At 66.4% G+C, this 14,738-nt stretch carries 12 protein-coding genes; 4 read left to right on the forward strand and 8 right to left on the reverse strand.

Annotation, left to right across the window (positions count from 1 at the left end; genetic code table 11):
* Positions 1 to 79 precede the first annotated feature (79 nt).
* Together KY501_RS25640 and KY501_RS25645 are read left to right on the forward strand one after the other, a co-directional pair.
* The gene (locus KY501_RS25640) at positions 80 to 652 is read left to right on the forward strand and encodes an HdeD family acid-resistance protein (RefSeq protein WP_224366067.1); all 573 of its coding nucleotides are present in this window, start codon (positions 80 to 82) and stop codon (positions 650 to 652) included.
* Positions 653 to 737: 85 nt separating this feature from the next.
* Positions 738 to 1,448 carry a hypothetical protein gene (locus KY501_RS25645; protein WP_224366068.1) on the forward strand — a complete coding sequence of 237 codons (711 nt, stop codon included), beginning with the start codon at positions 738 to 740 and terminating at the stop codon, positions 1,446 to 1,448.
* A 42-nt stretch (positions 1,449 to 1,490) separates the two neighbouring features.
* Here the strand turns inward: KY501_RS25645 and gstA are convergent, their stop codons facing one another.
* The 5 genes from gstA to KY501_RS25670 all read right to left on the reverse strand — a co-directional run bounded on the left by gstA (position 1,491) and on the right by KY501_RS25670 (position 8,836).
* Positions 1,491 to 2,099, reverse strand: a complete 609-nt coding sequence (gene gstA / locus KY501_RS25650; protein ID WP_224366069.1) for a glutathione transferase GstA — start codon at positions 2,097 to 2,099, stop codon at positions 1,491 to 1,493.
* A 99-nt stretch (positions 2,100 to 2,198) separates the two neighbouring features.
* On the reverse strand, positions 2,199 to 4,526 hold the full coding sequence (locus tag KY501_RS25655) for a Tex family protein (protein ID WP_224366070.1): 2,328 nt from the start codon (positions 4,524 to 4,526) through the stop codon (positions 2,199 to 2,201).
* Positions 4,527 to 4,617: 91 nt separating this feature from the next.
* A complete protein-coding gene (locus tag KY501_RS25660) occupies positions 4,618 to 6,033 on the reverse strand; it encodes a hypothetical protein (protein WP_224366071.1) in 1,416 nt (471 codons plus the stop codon).
* Between the two features lie 84 nt (positions 6,034 to 6,117).
* On the reverse strand, positions 6,118 to 6,657 hold the full coding sequence (locus KY501_RS25665; protein ID WP_224366072.1) for a GNAT family N-acetyltransferase: 540 nt from the start codon (positions 6,655 to 6,657) through the stop codon (positions 6,118 to 6,120).
* A gap of 43 nt (positions 6,658 to 6,700) precedes the next feature.
* On the reverse strand, positions 6,701 to 8,836 hold the full coding sequence (locus KY501_RS25670; RefSeq protein ID WP_309242993.1) for an alkaline phosphatase D family protein: 2,136 nt from the start codon (positions 8,834 to 8,836) through the stop codon (positions 6,701 to 6,703).
* Positions 8,837 to 9,019: 183 nt separating this feature from the next.
* Between KY501_RS25670 and KY501_RS25675 the strand changes: the two genes are divergently transcribed.
* Together KY501_RS25675 and KY501_RS25680 are read left to right on the forward strand one after the other, a co-directional pair.
* On the forward strand, positions 9,020 to 10,402 hold the full coding sequence (locus KY501_RS25675; protein WP_224366073.1) for a hypothetical protein: 1,383 nt from the start codon (positions 9,020 to 9,022) through the stop codon (positions 10,400 to 10,402).
* Positions 10,392 to 11,735: a hypothetical protein gene (locus tag KY501_RS25680; RefSeq protein ID WP_224366074.1), complete on the forward strand. Its 1,344-nt coding sequence runs from the start codon at positions 10,392 to 10,394 to the stop codon at positions 11,733 to 11,735. The genes KY501_RS25675 and KY501_RS25680 overlap by 11 nt, the downstream gene beginning before the upstream one ends.
* 3 nt (positions 11,736 to 11,738) lie before the next feature.
* Here the strand turns inward: KY501_RS25680 and KY501_RS25685 are convergent, their stop codons facing one another.
* The 3 genes from KY501_RS25685 to KY501_RS25695 all read right to left on the reverse strand — a co-directional run bounded on the left by KY501_RS25685 (position 11,739) and on the right by KY501_RS25695 (position 14,714).
* Positions 11,739 to 12,137, reverse strand: coding sequence for a hypothetical protein (locus KY501_RS25685; protein WP_224366075.1), 399 nt, complete (start codon positions 12,135 to 12,137; stop codon positions 11,739 to 11,741).
* Between the two features lie 242 nt (positions 12,138 to 12,379).
* Positions 12,380 to 13,465: a recombinase RecA gene (gene recA, locus KY501_RS25690; protein ID WP_224366076.1), complete on the reverse strand. Its 1,086-nt coding sequence runs from the start codon at positions 13,463 to 13,465 to the stop codon at positions 12,380 to 12,382.
* 133 nt (positions 13,466 to 13,598) lie between these two features.
* Positions 13,599 to 14,714 carry a hypothetical protein gene (locus KY501_RS25695; protein WP_224366077.1) on the reverse strand — a complete coding sequence of 372 codons (1,116 nt, stop codon included), beginning with the start codon at positions 14,712 to 14,714 and terminating at the stop codon, positions 13,599 to 13,601.
* Positions 14,715 to 14,738: the final 24 nt, after the last annotated feature.

The raw sequence follows: 14,738 nt of genomic DNA on the forward strand, positions 1-14,738 counted from the left end.
TGCCTGCACGCCCTGGCTTGCCCCACGCATACCGCGAGTCCATCCCTAGCTCTGGAACTCTCACGCACGGAGACACTTCATGGCCTCGATCTCCTCCTCTCCCGACTTCGCCGACCGCACCCGGGCCGCTCTCTGGGGCACTCCCTTCGTCGTCGGCCTGCTGCTGATGGTGCTCGGGCTGTTCGCCTTCGGCACCGCGACGCTGACCAGCCTGATCTCCATCGTCGTCTTCGGCGCCATGCTGGCAGCCTCGGGCGTGCTGGAGATCGTCTACGCCTTCCGGTGGCGCCAGAGCAGCCACTTCCTCCTCTACCTGCTGGGAGGCGTGCTCTCGCTGGTGGTGGGTGTGCTGATGCTGCTGCGGCCCCTCGCGGGGCTGGCCACGGTGACCCTGCTGCTGGCGGGCTACTTCTTCGCCAGCGGACTGTTTCGCGGCATCACCTCGCTGATGGACCGCTATCTCGGCTGGGGGTGGGATCTCTTCGCCGGGCTCGTCTCCATCTTCCTGGGAGTGCTGGTCATGGCGCAGTGGCCCATCTCCGCGCTGTGGATCGTCGGCGCGCTGGTGGGCGCGGAGATCTTCTTCCGCGGCGTGCGCATGGTGGCCGGCTCCCTGGAGCTGCGGCGAGGCCTGCGGGCCGCCACTCCCTGAGCGGGGGAGCGGGCCGTTCCCCGCCTTCTCCCCGGTGCCGTGCACGCACGAGCACAAGGGCTACCTATGTATTGGGGGCCTTCTCATGCGTACCCACAGATGGGGATGGATGTTGGCGCTGGTCATCGCGGGGTGCATCCCCGAGACCCAGCTTCAACCGAGGCCGGACGCCCGCTCGCTGGCCGGTGATCCGAGCGCCGCCGTCGCTGAGGCCCAGGGAGTGCGGCTCGTGGCGGACGGAGCGTCGTGGAAAGGTCACCCCTCGAACCTCGAGCGCCGCCTGACACCCGTGGAGCTCCGGGTGGAGAACCACAGCGGCCGGAGGCTGAACATCCGCTACACCTTCTTCGATCTTCTCGGGGAATCGCGCTTCCAGTACGCCGCGCTCTCGCCCCTGCGCATGGACGAGGCCAACGATGCCCGGCCGAGCTGCGTCGCCAGTTACCGGCCCGGCTACTGGAGGCTGGGCGTCAGCTGGGGCTACCAATCCGCCTGGCGCCCCAGCGCTCCCTGGCGCAGGGCCTGGTGGCCGAGCCCCTTCTACGATCCGTTCTATGATCCGTACTACGGCCCCCCGCCCTACGTGCGGTGCGAGGAGCCGCTGCCCACCCAGGACATGCTGGATCGAGCCCTTCCCGAGGGCACCCTGGAGAACGGGGGCACCATCTCGGGCTTCCTCTACTTCCAGGGAGTCGGCGAGCGAGAGCGTCAGGTCGTCCTGCAGGCTCGCCTCGTGGATGCCACCACGGACGAGCCCTTCGGCCAACTGACCATCCCCTTCCAGGTGCACCGGTGATGCCGGGAGCGCAGAAGCGCTCTCCGCGCCCCCGTGAGGACGTCAGGCCTTGCCGAACTCAGCTTCCAGCGTGGCCTTGACCGCGGGCCGGGAGGAGATGCGCTCCTGATAGGCCTGCAGCGCGGGCCACTTGCTCAGGTCGAATCCCACAATCTTGCTCCAGCCTAGGAGGACGAACAGGTAGGAGTCCGCCGCGGTGAATTGATCGCCCAGGAGGAACTGCTTGCCCTTGAGCTTCTCGACGACGTAGTCGAAGCGCTTGCTGAGCTTGTCGAAGTACGGCTTCTTCTCCGCGTCGGTCATGCCTGGCCGGAATAGCGGCGAGTACTGCTTGTGGATCTCGGTGCCGATGAAGCCCAGCCACTCCTGGAGCCGATAGCGCTCCAGGGTCCCGTTGGCGGGCGCCAGCTTCAACTCCGGCTTCTGGTCGGCGATGTACTGTGCGATCGCCGGGTTCTCGGTGAGCACCTCGCCGTTATCCAGTTCCAGCGCGGGCACATAGCCGTTGGGGTTGACGCTGTAATAGTCCGTGCCCTTCTCGGTCTTGTGCTCGCGCAGGTCGACCTTCACGAGGTCGAACTTCAGGCCCGCCTCGCGCAGCAGGATGTGAGGGTTCTGCGAACAGGCACCAGGGGCGTAGTAAAGCTTCATGAGAGCCTCCAACGGATGGTTGTGGGGCGCCCTATATATGAGAGGATCATTTTCCGCGCACGCGCAACGAACGGCGCGGAGGCCACGACTGTCCCCAGCTCAGCGCTTGATGTTGCGGAAAGGGTTGTTGAAGGGTTCCGGGCCTTTCTTCTCTCCGGGGGGCGGCTTGCTCGCGGGAGGACGCCCTGGTGGAGCGCCCTTCCCTGCCGGGGGACTCGTCGTCATGCGTCCCGGGTTCCCCGCCGGAGCCCGGTGGGACGCAGGCTGAGGCGCACCGCCCTCTTGCACCGCGCGTACCGAGAGGGCCAGACGTTTGCGCTGCAGGTCCACGGAGAGGACCTTCACCGTGAGCCGATCCCCCACCTTCACCACCTCGGCGGGATCCTTCACGAAGCGCGTGGCGAGCTGTGACACGTGGACGAGCCCGTCCTGGTGCACCCCCACGTCCACGAAGGCGCCGAACGCGGTGACGTTGGTCACCACGCCCTGGAGCACCATGCCTTCCTTCACATCCTCCAGCGTCTTCAGGTCATCGCGCAGCGTGGGGGCGGAGAAGTCTCCGCGCGGATCGCGGCTGGGCTTCTCCAGCTCGGCGAGGATGTCTCGGAGCGTCATCTCGCCCAGGTCCGGGCCCAGGTAGCGCTTCGGATCGATCTTCCGGACCAGCTCCGCGTTGCCCACCAGCGCGCCCACCTCCACGCCCAGATCCTTCGCCATGCGCTCGACGACGGGGTAGCGCTCGGGGTGCACGGCGCTCGCATCGAGCGGCTCGGGACCGCGCACGCGCAGGAAGCCCGCGGCCTGCTCGAACGTCTTGGGTCCCAGTCCGCTCACCTTGAGCAGCTCGCGCCGCGTGGAGAAGGCGCCCTTCTTGCTGCGGTGCGCCACCAGCTTCTTCGCCAGCGAGGGCCCCACACCGGACACGTGCTCCAGCAACTGCGGCGAGGCCGTGTTCACGTCCACGCCCACCGCGTTCACGCACGAGTCCACGACCTCGCCCAGCTTCTTCTTGAGCAGCCCCTGGTCCACGTCGTGCTGGTACTGCCCCACGCCGATGCTCTTGGGATCGATCTTCACCAGCTCCGCCAGCGGATCCTGCAGCCGGCGGCCAATGGACACCGCGCCCCGCAGGGACACGTCCAGGTCGGGGAACTCCTCACGCGCCACCTCGGAGGCCGAGTACACGGAGGCGCCCTGCTCACTCACGGAGACGACCGGCAGCTTCGTGCCGAGCTTCTCGAGCACCTCTCGTACGAAGGACTCTGCTTCGCGGCTGCCCGTGCCGTTGCCCACGGCGATCAACTCCGGATGGTGCTTCTGGATGACGGCGGCGAGTTGCCGGGCCGCACGGGCGCGCTCGTCGGGTGAGCGCTCGGTGTAGAGCGTGCCCGTCTCCGCCACGCTTCCGGTGGCGTCCAGCATCACCATCTTCACGCCCGTGCGCAGGCCCGGGTCCAACGCCACCACGGCCCGTGTGCCCGCGGGCGACGCCAGGAGCAGGTGGCGCAGGTTCTCGCCGAACACTCCGATGGCCTGGCGGTCCGCGCGCTCCTTCACCTCGGCTCGCAGCTCCGACTCCAGGGACGGGCCCAGCAACCGCTCCCACGCATCCTCCGCCGCCGTGCGCAGCTCCGAGGCGAAGAGCGCCTGCGGCTTCGTCACTACGCGCGAGCTCAGCAGGCCCTTGGCCTCGTCATCGGGGAAGAGGACCTTCACGCGGAGCACCTGCTCGGCCTCGCCGCGCAGCAGCGCCAGCACCCGGTGGGAGGGCGCCTGGGCGAGCGGCTCCTCGTGCTCATAATAGGACTCGAACTTGGAGGGCTCGTTCTTCTTCGCGGGGGCGACATCGGAGTGCAGGCGCCCCTTCTGGAGGCACAGCTCACGCGCGGCGCGGCGCAGGGGCGCATCCTCGGCGACGCGCTCGGCGCAGATGTCCCGCGCTCCCGCGAGCGCCGCATCGAGGTCCGGCACCCCCTTCTCCGCGTCCACGAAGGAGCGCACGCGTGCGTTCCGGTCCTCGCTGCGCTGCCCTTCCTGCTTCCACATGATGTCCGCGAGCGGCTCCAACCCCCGCTCCCGGGCGATGGCGGCCCGGGTGCGCCGCTTGGGCTTGTAGGGCAGGTAGAGATCCTCCAGCTCGGTGCGCGTCCGCGCGCGCTGGAGCGCCTGGGACAACTCGGGCGTCAGCTTCCCCTGGCCCTCGATGGTGCGCAGGATCGTCTCCCGGCGGGAGTCGAGCTCCGAACGCTCGGCGGCGCGATCCAGGATCGTCTGGATCTGCACCTCGTCCAGCCCGCCGGTGGCTTCCTTGCGGTAGCGGGCAATGAAGGGGACGGTGGCGCCCTCGGCATTGAGCGCGAGGGTCTTGTCCACCTGCTCGGGCTTGAGGCCCAGCTCCTGGGACAGCTCGGCGGCGTAGGCGTGCATGGCAGGGGCAACCTATCACTTTTTGCCCGCCGTGTATGCTTCTCACCTACCTCCAGGCTGCCGAGCGTCCAGGCGGCGGCCTCCGAGGCCTTCATTGCAACCGGAAGGAGCCGTCGGCGACCACGAGCAGCTCCACTGCCGGAGTGGCCTTCTCCCCGAACGTCGCGAGCGGCGTAGCCTGGGCCTTCACCGCGCTGACATAGGTGGCGTAGGCATCGGCAATCCCGGTGGCCAGCTTCGCGGTGTCCGTCTGGGTCGCGGTGACGGCGGCCTTCACCGCCACATCCAGCGCGGCATCGAGCGCGGTGGCCGCAGTGGCCGTGGCCTGCACGGCTCCAGCTGCCGCGACCTGGTTGACGACGCTGACGCCCAGATAGGAGCCCAGCACGGTGCTCTTCAGATCCGCGCCGGTGGCCACGCTCGCCGAGAAGCCCGTGAATGCCTGCGCCGCGGCCGCCGCCGTCACCGAGGCGCTCACGTTCGAGCGCAAGGCCGTAGCCGCCGTGTCCGCCTGCTGGAGCGACGCATCCGTGGCCGTGGAGGCCTGGAGGATCACCGAAAGCGCCATGCTCGAAGTCCTCGCCTCGGCCGCCGCCGCGGCACGTACGGCCGCGTCCACGAGCGGCTGCGCATCCTGCGCGGACAGACGGCCCTTCACCGTGGCGCGGAAGGCCACGCTCGCCGAGCTCTCCGCCTGGGCCTGCTGCTGCGCCTTCGCCCCCAATCGCTGGGCCGCCGCGGCCAGCTCCATGTAGAAATCCTGATAGGCCGTCTCCACGGCGGCCCCCGTGTCGGACGCCGCATCGAGCGCCACATTGAGCTTCGCCGAAGCGGCCAGCTCCGCGTCGAAGAGCGCCGACTGGCTCGTCGTGACGCCCGCCTTCGCATAGGCACGGATCTCCGCCTCCTGCGCGGCGCGCACGGCCTCCGCCAGGACTTTCACCCGCGCCTGGACCGCCTCGCGCGTGCTGGCCCCCTGCTTCGCGGCCGCCGCCATCTTCGCGTTGATACGAGTGCGCAGATCCACCGTGTTCGTCTGCGCGACCTGGGCCCCATCCGCGACGATGCGGGTGAAGACCTCCGCCTCGAGCGAGCTCTCGCTGTCCATGGGCGGAGCGATGGTGGCGTCACCGGCCTGGCCGCTGGCATCGAGCAGCGCGGAGACCACCACCGTGCCCGAGTTGTCGATTCCCTGGAGCACCAGCTTCTGCTGTCCCTCGGGGACCTCCACGGTGTAGCTGCCCTGAGCGGAGACCTCCGCCTCGCCCACGAGCGTCAGCGCTCCGCCCTCGGCGACCGTGCTCGCGCGGACCTTCGTGACGGCCGACGCGGTGCCCGTACCCCCGAGGCCCTCCGCGCCGAAGGCCCGTACGCCCAGACTCTGCCCCTGCGAACCCTCCAGGTCCGTCACCCGACCGCGCACCTGGACAGGCTCCACCTCGTCACCGCACGCGCAGAGCACGACAGTCGCCACCGCTGCCCACAGCTGTCTGGTCATTCGCCTCATGATGCACCTCATCGAGGACACAAGGCTTCTCCGGCCAGGAAGCCCTCGCGTCACAGCACCTTGACCCGCCCTCGCGCGGATGGATCACCGCGAGGCCTGGCGTGCCTCCCACTCGGGCCGCAGCAGCCCCCAGAACTGCAGATCCATCCGCCGCCCCTGGACGACGGTGTGCTCGCGCATGACGCCCTCCAGCACAAAGCCCAGCTTGCGCGCCAGGGCCTGCGAGCCAACGTTCTCCGCCGTGGTGGTCAACCAGACGCGGTAGAGCTGGGGGATGGAGAAGAGCCGCTCCAGCATCAGCGTCACCGCGCGGGTGCCGATGCCACGGCCCAGGTACTCCTCGGCAAGCATGTAGCCCACCTCGACCCGGCCATGCACACGGGACAGCTCTCGTGCGGACAAGGTGCCAGCAATGCGCCCATCCGCCTCCACCATCCACCGGAAGCTCTTGGCGCGAGGATCCGTCACGTCACTGCTCGCCTCGCTCAGCCGCTTCAGCAGTGACTCGCGGCTGTCCTCGTCCATCGGGATGAGCCGGCGCGAGGTGGCGCCAGCGCGGATGGCGATCCATTCGTCCAGGTGCTCGGGGAGCGCGGGGACGAGCCGCACGACAGGGGTGCCCATGAGAGGCGCAGCGTACCGCCTGCGCCTCCCGGGCAGGAACGACTTACGCGGAGGTGATGGTGCCGTTCTGGATGACGAGCGACTGGGAGATGAACTTGGCCCTCAGCTCGTCATCGCTCCGCAGCGAGTAATCCTTGTGGATCTCGCTGCTGGGGATGAGGTGGTAGGTGGCCAGCGCCTGATCAGGGCGGATCTCCACCATGAGGAAGCCATGGGCCTCCGAGTTGGCGAACGCGAGACCCGGGTTGCCGGCCTTGAGCGTGGCATCCATCTCGGCCACGGCGTACCGGTAGATGGCGCTACCCGAGTAGTAACCCGCGCCGAGCAGCGCCGTGCCCGCCAGTTCCTGCACCGTGCCCGAGGAGATGGCCGGCCCCGTGAGCGCGGGGATGCCGTACTCCACCGAGGCGTACGAGGCGTGGATGTCTCCGGACAGCACCAGCGCGTTGACGTTGGTGGCCTTCAAAGTCTTCAGCAGCTCCTGCTTCTTGGTAGGGAAGCCGTCCCAGTGGTCCACGTTGAAGTAGAAGCGCTGGCGCAGGGTGGGATCGGGGATCTCCGTCTTGGCTCTCAAGTCCCACACCAGGGAGGTGACGGACACGGAGCTCACCACCACCTTCCAGGTGTTGCTGGCCTTCACCTTGTCCTGGAACCAGGCCTCCTGGGCAGCACCCCAGGCGTTCTCGCTGGCCTTGGCCGTGGTCTGGTAGTGATACGCCGCGTACAGATCGAAGGTGTCCTTCACCACGACGTAGCGAGAGCCGCGGATGTCGAAGAGGCCCACCTTGCCCATGTGCACGTAGGCCAGGCCTCGCGGCAGGCCCTCGGCCGAGATCGGCGCCACGGGCGTTGGCGACTGGGCGAGCACCTGGTTGACGTAGGCCAGCGCCAGATTGCCCTGCACCCAGGTGGCTGCCTTCGCCTTGGCCTCGTCCAAGGAGAGCCCCGCCTTCATGGCCAGGAACACGTAGGCCTCCTGCAAACCGGGCTTCAGCGCCGCGAAGGGCGCTACATCCACGTTGATGTACGCGAAGGACGCGTCCGTGAAATAAGGCGCCACCTGGGCCGCCTCGAGCGCAGCCTGATCCATCACCACCGTGCCGGGGTAACCATCCTCGGGAATGATGTGATCGGGCCGGTAGGTGCGGTAGTCCGTGACGATGAGCTTGACGTGCTTGCCGAAGTCGAAGTCGCGGTAGATGTGCGTGTTCGGGTAGCGGGGCTCCGAGTTCACATCGATAGGACCCGGAGGAGCGCTGGCCGAGGTGTCGATGGGGATGAACTCAAAGAAGGCCTGCTCGGCGTTGCGGCGCCGCTCGTCCTGCTTTTCGAGCTTCTTGCCATCCTGGTAGGTGGCGTTCGAGCCCCAGCAATCATCCGAGAATTCGTGATCGTCCCACACGACGATGAAGGGGTAGCGCTCGTGGACCTTCTGGATGATGGGGTCCTGGCGGACGGTCTTGTAGATGTCGCGGTAGTTCGAGAGCGCCGATGCGGCCTGATACTTGAAGATGCCGGTCTGCTGCACCAGCGCGCCATCGGGCTCGGTGAAGGAGACGCCGCGGGTGGTGCTGGTGGACTGGAAGGACGGGTCTCCGGTGGTCTCGTAGATGTAGTCGCCGAGGAAGATGATGGCATCCACATCCGCGTTGAGTTGGAGCAGGCGTTGCCAGGAGTTGTAGTAGCGGCCGACGTAGTCCTGGCAGTTGCCGACCACGAACTTCACGGGCACGTCATCGCCGGGATTGGGTGCCGTCTTCGTGCGGCCCACGGGGGAGATGAACTTCTGGCCACCGTCCTCGTAGATGAAGCGGTAGTAGTAGGTGGTGCGCGCCTGGAGGTTGGTGACCTTGACCTTGATGGCGTTGTCGTGCGCGGCCTGGGCGGTGAGGCCCTGCTGCTGGAGCACGAACGAGCCGAAGTTCTCGTCGGTGGAGACATCGAGGGAGATCGCGGTGTCGGTATTGGACTGCGCGGAATTCACGGCGCGGGTCCAGAGCACGACGCTGTCGGGGCGCGGATCTCCGGAGGCCACGGACTGAGGGAAGTACGCGCGAGCCTTCTCCGACTCCGACTGGGTGTCGACGGTGGTCTCATCATCGCTGCAGGCGAAGGCAGTCGAGGCCGCGACGGCGACGACGGACTGCAGGATGGTGCGGCGGTTCATCTTCTGGGACAAGGAACCCTCCAAGGGGCCGAGGCCGTCGGGGCCTCTGGCGCGCGGAGTCTATGGCGCATCTGCGCTTTGTGCGCAAACGACGAGCCCGCGACATCCATGACGCGCCGCGCCTGAAGATGGAGTGAGGCACAGGGTGTCAGCGCGGCTTTCTCGCGGGGTGAAGCCGGAGGAAGACTGGGCCGCATGCTTCGACTGCTGGCGCTGACTTCGTTGGTAGCGCTTTCTCCACTGCTAGTGGCAGCCCGATGCGGTGGACCAGAGGCCGTGTCGCTGGAAGAACTGCGCAGGGATGAGGTTCCCGCCTTCGACTATGGGCTGTACTGCGATGCGACAGGCCGTCTTGAGGGCGATCGCTCCGCAGTGTTCCTGGTCCACCGCTCCGCGCACTTGGAGCGCGTGTACGCGGATGCTCAAGGGGGGGATGCACGTGCCCTGGAGGTGGTGCGGCAGCTGGAAGAAACCCTGCGGCACACGGGTGAGGCGATTGGGGATCAGGCGCTGGGAGTGGTGTGCGGCACTTTGCCGAGCTGCACGGTGCAATGGAGGCACCTGGAGGAATTCATCCCTTCACGAGGCGCGGGCGGCCTGAGATTGAGAGGGCTGCTCGCGGAGGGATTCACTCGCAGGGCCAGGATGAAGGGGGTGGAGAACGCCATCATCGCTGGAGCCCTGGACGTGTTGGTGGTCGGCAGCGTGCTGAAAGCCGGCGGAGCGGAGACGAGGTCAGGCGTAGCAGAAGCCGAACGCATGGCCGTGGAAGCGGCGCGTGTGGAGCAACTCGTCGGAGCAGACGGGCGGATGGCGCTGGAGGAGGCGCTGACGCAGGAGGCTCGGCTCGCGGAGGCGGAGGCGGAGGCGGCGGGGCCTCGCTGTCCATCTGGGCTGAAGGAGTTGGAGCGCTACCACCCGAGAATGAGTGAGCCTCCTTCGGGAGTGAAGGCCGAAAGCCGCCTGTGGGTGGATTACGTGGCGTATTGGGAGGGGCGCTACCAGGATCTTGTGGGTGGCAGATCCGCAGTAACGGGGCGAGTGGAGCTGAAGCCGCCGCTGAAGTGGGAGAGCTATCAGGCATTCCGAGACCGCTTCCAACAGGCGCTGGAGTTCCAAAGACGCGTGGGCAAAGCCATGCAGCGGGAGGCAGGTGAGGCTGCAGGAACACGAACTCTGCTGCGTGGCATCGAACAGCCCCTGGTCGCGGAGAACGTGGGCCTGGGACACGAAGGCGGCTGGCTCACCTACGCGGACCAGTTCGTTATCGACGAGGCCTCACTCGGCGCGGGCAGGCAACCTACCGTCCACTCCTTCAGCAACAAGCAGCGTGCCTTCCCCAACAAGAGCATCGATGAATCCATCAAGCAACTCCGCGAGGACATCCAGGAGGCCCGAGCCAAGTATGGAGGAACGGTGGAGGTGCGTCGGCTCGGCCATCCGCTCTTCGGACGCAAGGTGGGTGTCACCCGGGTCCACCTCGTCTATGACGGAGAAGGGCTGACACCGAAACTCCAGGAGGCCCTCGCCGATGAAGCCTTCAACCGAGGGATCGAGCTCCACTTCCATGGACGCTGACGCGTGGAACAAGGAAGACGACTTCGTCCTGCAGCTCTACTCCTTCAAGGATCCGCTGGCACGGGGCTTTGAAGGGCTGGAGGAACTCCTGGACATCATCGAGTCCTTGGACGAAGAGCTGCGCCCGGACCAGATGCATCTCACCGCGCGGCCGCAGAAGTATTCGCGGCAGACGCTGCGGGAGCGCTTCCACAAGAACCGCATCGGTGCGGGCACAGGTACCATCCTTGCTCGCTCCCGGCCTCCCAAGGTCAGCGTGTGGCTCGATACCTTCGATGGAGAGACCGATGGTGTGCGCTTTGCCTTGAAGCTAAGGATCAGTCCTTTCTCGTTTCTTCACCAGGGCGGAAAGGCATCAGAGCATGCTGAGCAACTCGTCTCGCTGGTGCGTGCAGTGGCGGCCAGGCTACCGCTGGCCTACGGACTGGGACACAGCTTCACCGACTTCACGCTGAGCAGGAAACCAAACGAGGAGCGTTCTCGCATCCCCCAACGCATCACCGAAGCCTTCTGGCTCAACCTCTATGGCGCACACATGCAGGAGGAACTCGGAAGGGACCGCGTGCTCTCCACTCCCGCCTCACGGATGGAGGAGCTACCTGGCGGTGCGGTGCTCTGGCTCACACAGACTACGCCTGTGGATTTTGACTCCGAAGAAGCGCGTGCAGCACAGGCCCGTTCGCTGATCCACCTGCGCCCCGACCTCAACCCGGAGGCCACGCTGGCAGCTCTGCGCGAGCGCTCACTGGCATTCGCCCCGATTCCCATGGAGTTTCATCCGGACGTGGCGGAGATCCTCCGAAAAGAGGTGGACTTTCAGGGGTTGCTGCGCAAGCGCCAGACGGTGGAGCGGTTCAACCGCTACCAACCGCCACCCGTCGCCGAGTGGCTCCCCGCCGCCCAGGTGCTCCAAACGGACATGACGAACGTAAAGGCATCGGTGGAGACCTACGAGGGCCTTTACGCCGAGCAGCTCATCGCCTTGTTCCACACGGAAGTACCGGAAGTGCTGCAAACGATTCCAGAAGCCCTTCCCGCCTTGGACTGGCGACTGTGGCACTTCGGCTGGGGAGAGCACCCCTCTGCGGAAAAGAAGGAGGCGCTCATCTCAGCACTGGGGGCATGGCTGGGCCGCTACCTTGTACACAAGCTCGGCGGGCATTGGGTGCCACGTCGTGAGCTCGCAGAAACAGCAGTAGTCGTGGAGGACTCGGTCTGGCTCCCATTCCTCAGAGCCCGTCACGCGCTCCAGAGCAGCGATGCACCGCTGGACTTCTCCTGCACCCAGTTCGTCCGCGAAGCTCAGCGCCGCATTCGCACGACCCCTCTTTGAGTTTCATCCTCCTCGGTTGCTACTCGGGAAAAAGAACGCACAGAGCGCGCACCCAATAGCCACCCAGAATGCTGTGTGTTCGATAGAGGCCCACCACTTGGCCGGCCAACACCGAAGCCCAAACGGACCAAGCTTTTTGTTCCAGAACAGATCCAATCTCCGCTCATGGCACATACTGCTCAAAAGAACGCCGCCCGCAATGCCAGCAATCACAATAAAAACGATTGCACTGATGAGCCATGCCCTATTGAAATGGAATGAGAAATCTTTGGCGCTCGTGGCAACAATCCCAGTCAAGACGCCAACGACGGTGAGGTAGATGCCGACATGAAACTTGGTGTAATCAAACAAAAGCTTGAGTTTTTCGAACTCAGCATCATCGCCGGGTTGGCTGGTATCCACCTCTCCTCCACGTATGCAGGACCACTTATCTCCAACGCCCAAGCTCGCGAACCCGGGGGAGCAAAGTAAGGTCACGATATGAGAGGGTGAACTACCTGTGAGTCGCAAACACGTGTTTCTCGCTCTACAGCACCAGGGCACTTCGCAGCGGCCCCGGTCCAATCAGCCCCGACACGAAAAGGGGCTGCTCACCTCGCGGCAAGCAGCCCCTGAGACTTCGTCCCTGCTGTGTCAGCGCAGGACTACTTCACGGCCTTCACGCGAGGGCGCTTCTCGCCCTCCGCCGGAGCCTCCGGCTCAGCAGGAGCCGCTGCGGCCGCCTGCGTCTTGAGCACCCCGTACTTCTCCAGCACCCGCGCCTCGATCTCCTTGTACGTATCCGGATGCTCGCGCAGGTAGTCCTTCGCGTTCTCACGGCCCTGGCCGATGCGCTCGCCCTTGAACGCGAACCAGCTGCCGCTCTTCTCGACGATGCCATCGTTCGACGCCAGGTCGATCAGGTCTCCCTCTCGCGAGATGCCCGTGCCGTACATGATGTCGAACTCCACCTCCTTGAAGGGAGGCGCCACCTTGTTCTTCACCACCTTCACGCGCGTCCGGCTGCCCACCACCGCCTCGCCGTTCTTGATCGCTCCAATCCGGCGGATGTCCAACCGCTGCGACGCGTAGAACTTCAGCGCGTTGCCGCCCGTCGTCGTCTCCGGATTGCCGAACATCACGCCGATCTTCATGCGGATCTGGTTGATGAAGATCACGCACGTCTGGCTCTTCGAGATGGTGCCCGTGAGCTTGCGCAGCGCCTGGCTCATCAGTCGCGCCTGCACGCCCATGTGCGCATCGCCCATCTCGCCCTCGAGCTCCGCCTTCGGAACCAGCGCCGCCACCGAGTCCACCACCAGCACGTCGATGGCGCCCGAGCGCACCAGCATCTCCGCGATCTCCAGCGCCTGCTCGCCCGTGTCCGGCTGGCTCAACAGCAGGTCGTCCGTGCGCACCCCCAACTTCCGGGCGTACCCCACGTCCAGCGCGTGCTCCGCGTCGATGTAGCCGCAGATGCCGCCCCGCTTCTGCGCCTCGGCGACAATGTGGAGACACAGCGTCGTCTTACCGGAGGACTCCGGCCCGAAGATCTCGACGATGCGCCCCTTCGGCACCCCGCCCACGCCCAGCGCGATGTCGAGCGAGATCGATCCAGTCGAAATGGCCTGAATGTCATGCGCCAGCGGCTCATCGTTGCCGAGCCGCATGATCGAACCCTTACCGAACTGGCGCTCCACCGCCGACATCGCCAGCTCGATCGCCTTCTCCTTCTCCTGATTCACGGCCATCTCTCGACTCCTCCAGTCGTATGCGGTGAGCCACCCCGGCCCACCTGAACCCGCGTTCAGAACGCGGTTCGTATTACTACGCGACGGGTAGACCGTAGTCCACCCCCCTGACATACCTGTATCGCAAGGCCCCTCAGCTCCGATGGAGGGCAAACAGGAGAGCAGCCACCAACCCGCCCAAGCCCGCCGCCAGGCCAGCGTAACCCCCCAGGACTCCAAGGGAAAGTGTCAGCATCGACACAACCAGCAGTACCGCCAGCCCCATGTTGTGCGCCGCCGAGCGCGGCCTGCTCACCAGCAGCGTCACCAGGGCCAGCAGCAAAAGGCCTACCTCCACCGTGAGCAGCTCCATCCCCGGCAACTGCCTCAACACGTCCAGCGCGACCTCCGCTCCGAGCCCTCCCACCAGGACTCCCGCCGCCGCCCCCTTCAGCTTGCGCCCCCGCTTCCGGTGCTTCGGCTGGGACTGCCGCGGCTTGAGGCGCTCCAGATCCTCGGGCCGCACCTCCAGCGCGTACGGAAAGCCCATGGCCAGCAGCCCTCGGACCGCTGTCTCATGACAGGACTGCCCCGCCGCATCCGCCAGCCCCTCGAGCCGACCGCGCTCGATCAGGTGGTGGAACCAATCCGCCACGTGCCGTGAACCTCCCTCGCTCACCATCTTGTCCAGCCAACGGTTGATGCGGCGGGAGAGTTCCTGCCGCTCCTCCCCCGAGGCGTTCTGCGCCTGCTCCACCAGCAGCAGCACCGGCAGCGGCGTCTCCGGCGGGGGCGTGTTCACCCCCGGCGCCGGGCGCGAACTCGGAAGCGCGGTGAGCATCGCCGGATCCACCACCACCGATGCCACGGACCGCTCGTCCGAAGGGAAGGACTCGACAGCAACAGGTCTCGCTCCCTGGCGGGGCGAGGGCAGCGGCGTGAGTTCCTCCGAGTTGGCCTCGGAAACCAACTCCGGGCGCTCCGCCACCTCTATCGAGAAACCCGCTGCGCTTGGGCCCGCGCCCTTTAAAGGAGGGGGCTCAGCCGAGGGAGCCGGCGCCGGCGCCTCGAAGCGCTCCTCCGAGAGCACGGCCCCTGAGTCGACAGCTGGTACCGCTCCCGCCAGAGACTCCCCCTCGGGTCGAGCCTCCGGGAGGAGATGTCCCCAGTCGGCCACGTCCGCGATGGGCAGCTCGCCCACGGCCTCGCCCGAGACGGTGCTCGACGCTTCACCCGAGGTGGGTGGACGTGTGCTGGAGATGGTAGCCACGCCGAAAACTGTACCCAGGGTTAC

It is taken from the genome of Hyalangium versicolor (assembly GCF_020103695.1).
Lineage (GTDB): Bacteria > Myxococcota > Myxococcia > Myxococcales > Myxococcaceae > Hyalangium > Hyalangium versicolor.

Coding starts and splice junctions, on each gene's coding strand:
- KY501_RS25645 (WP_224366068.1), top strand. CDS start 738: ATGCGTACCCACAGATGGGGATGGATGTTGGCGCTGGTCATCGCGGGG.
- gstA (WP_224366069.1), bottom strand. CDS start 2,099: ATGAAGCTTTACTACGCCCCTGGTGCCTGTTCGCAGAACCCTCACATC.
- KY501_RS25640 (WP_224366067.1), top strand. CDS start 80: ATGGCCTCGATCTCCTCCTCTCCCGACTTCGCCGACCGCACCCGGGCC.
- recA (WP_224366076.1), bottom strand. CDS start 13,465: ATGGCCGTGAATCAGGAGAAGGAGAAGGCGATCGAGCTGGCGATGTCG.
- KY501_RS25660 (WP_224366071.1), bottom strand. CDS start 6,033: ATGAGGCGAATGACCAGACAGCTGTGGGCAGCGGTGGCGACTGTCGTG.
- KY501_RS25680 (WP_224366074.1), top strand. CDS start 10,392: ATGGACGCTGACGCGTGGAACAAGGAAGACGACTTCGTCCTGCAGCTC.
- KY501_RS25675 (WP_224366073.1), top strand. CDS start 9,020: ATGCTTCGACTGCTGGCGCTGACTTCGTTGGTAGCGCTTTCTCCACTG.
- KY501_RS25655 (WP_224366070.1), bottom strand. CDS start 4,526: ATGCACGCCTACGCCGCCGAGCTGTCCCAGGAGCTGGGCCTCAAGCCC.
- KY501_RS25665 (WP_224366072.1), bottom strand. CDS start 6,657: ATGGGCACCCCTGTCGTGCGGCTCGTCCCCGCGCTCCCCGAGCACCTG.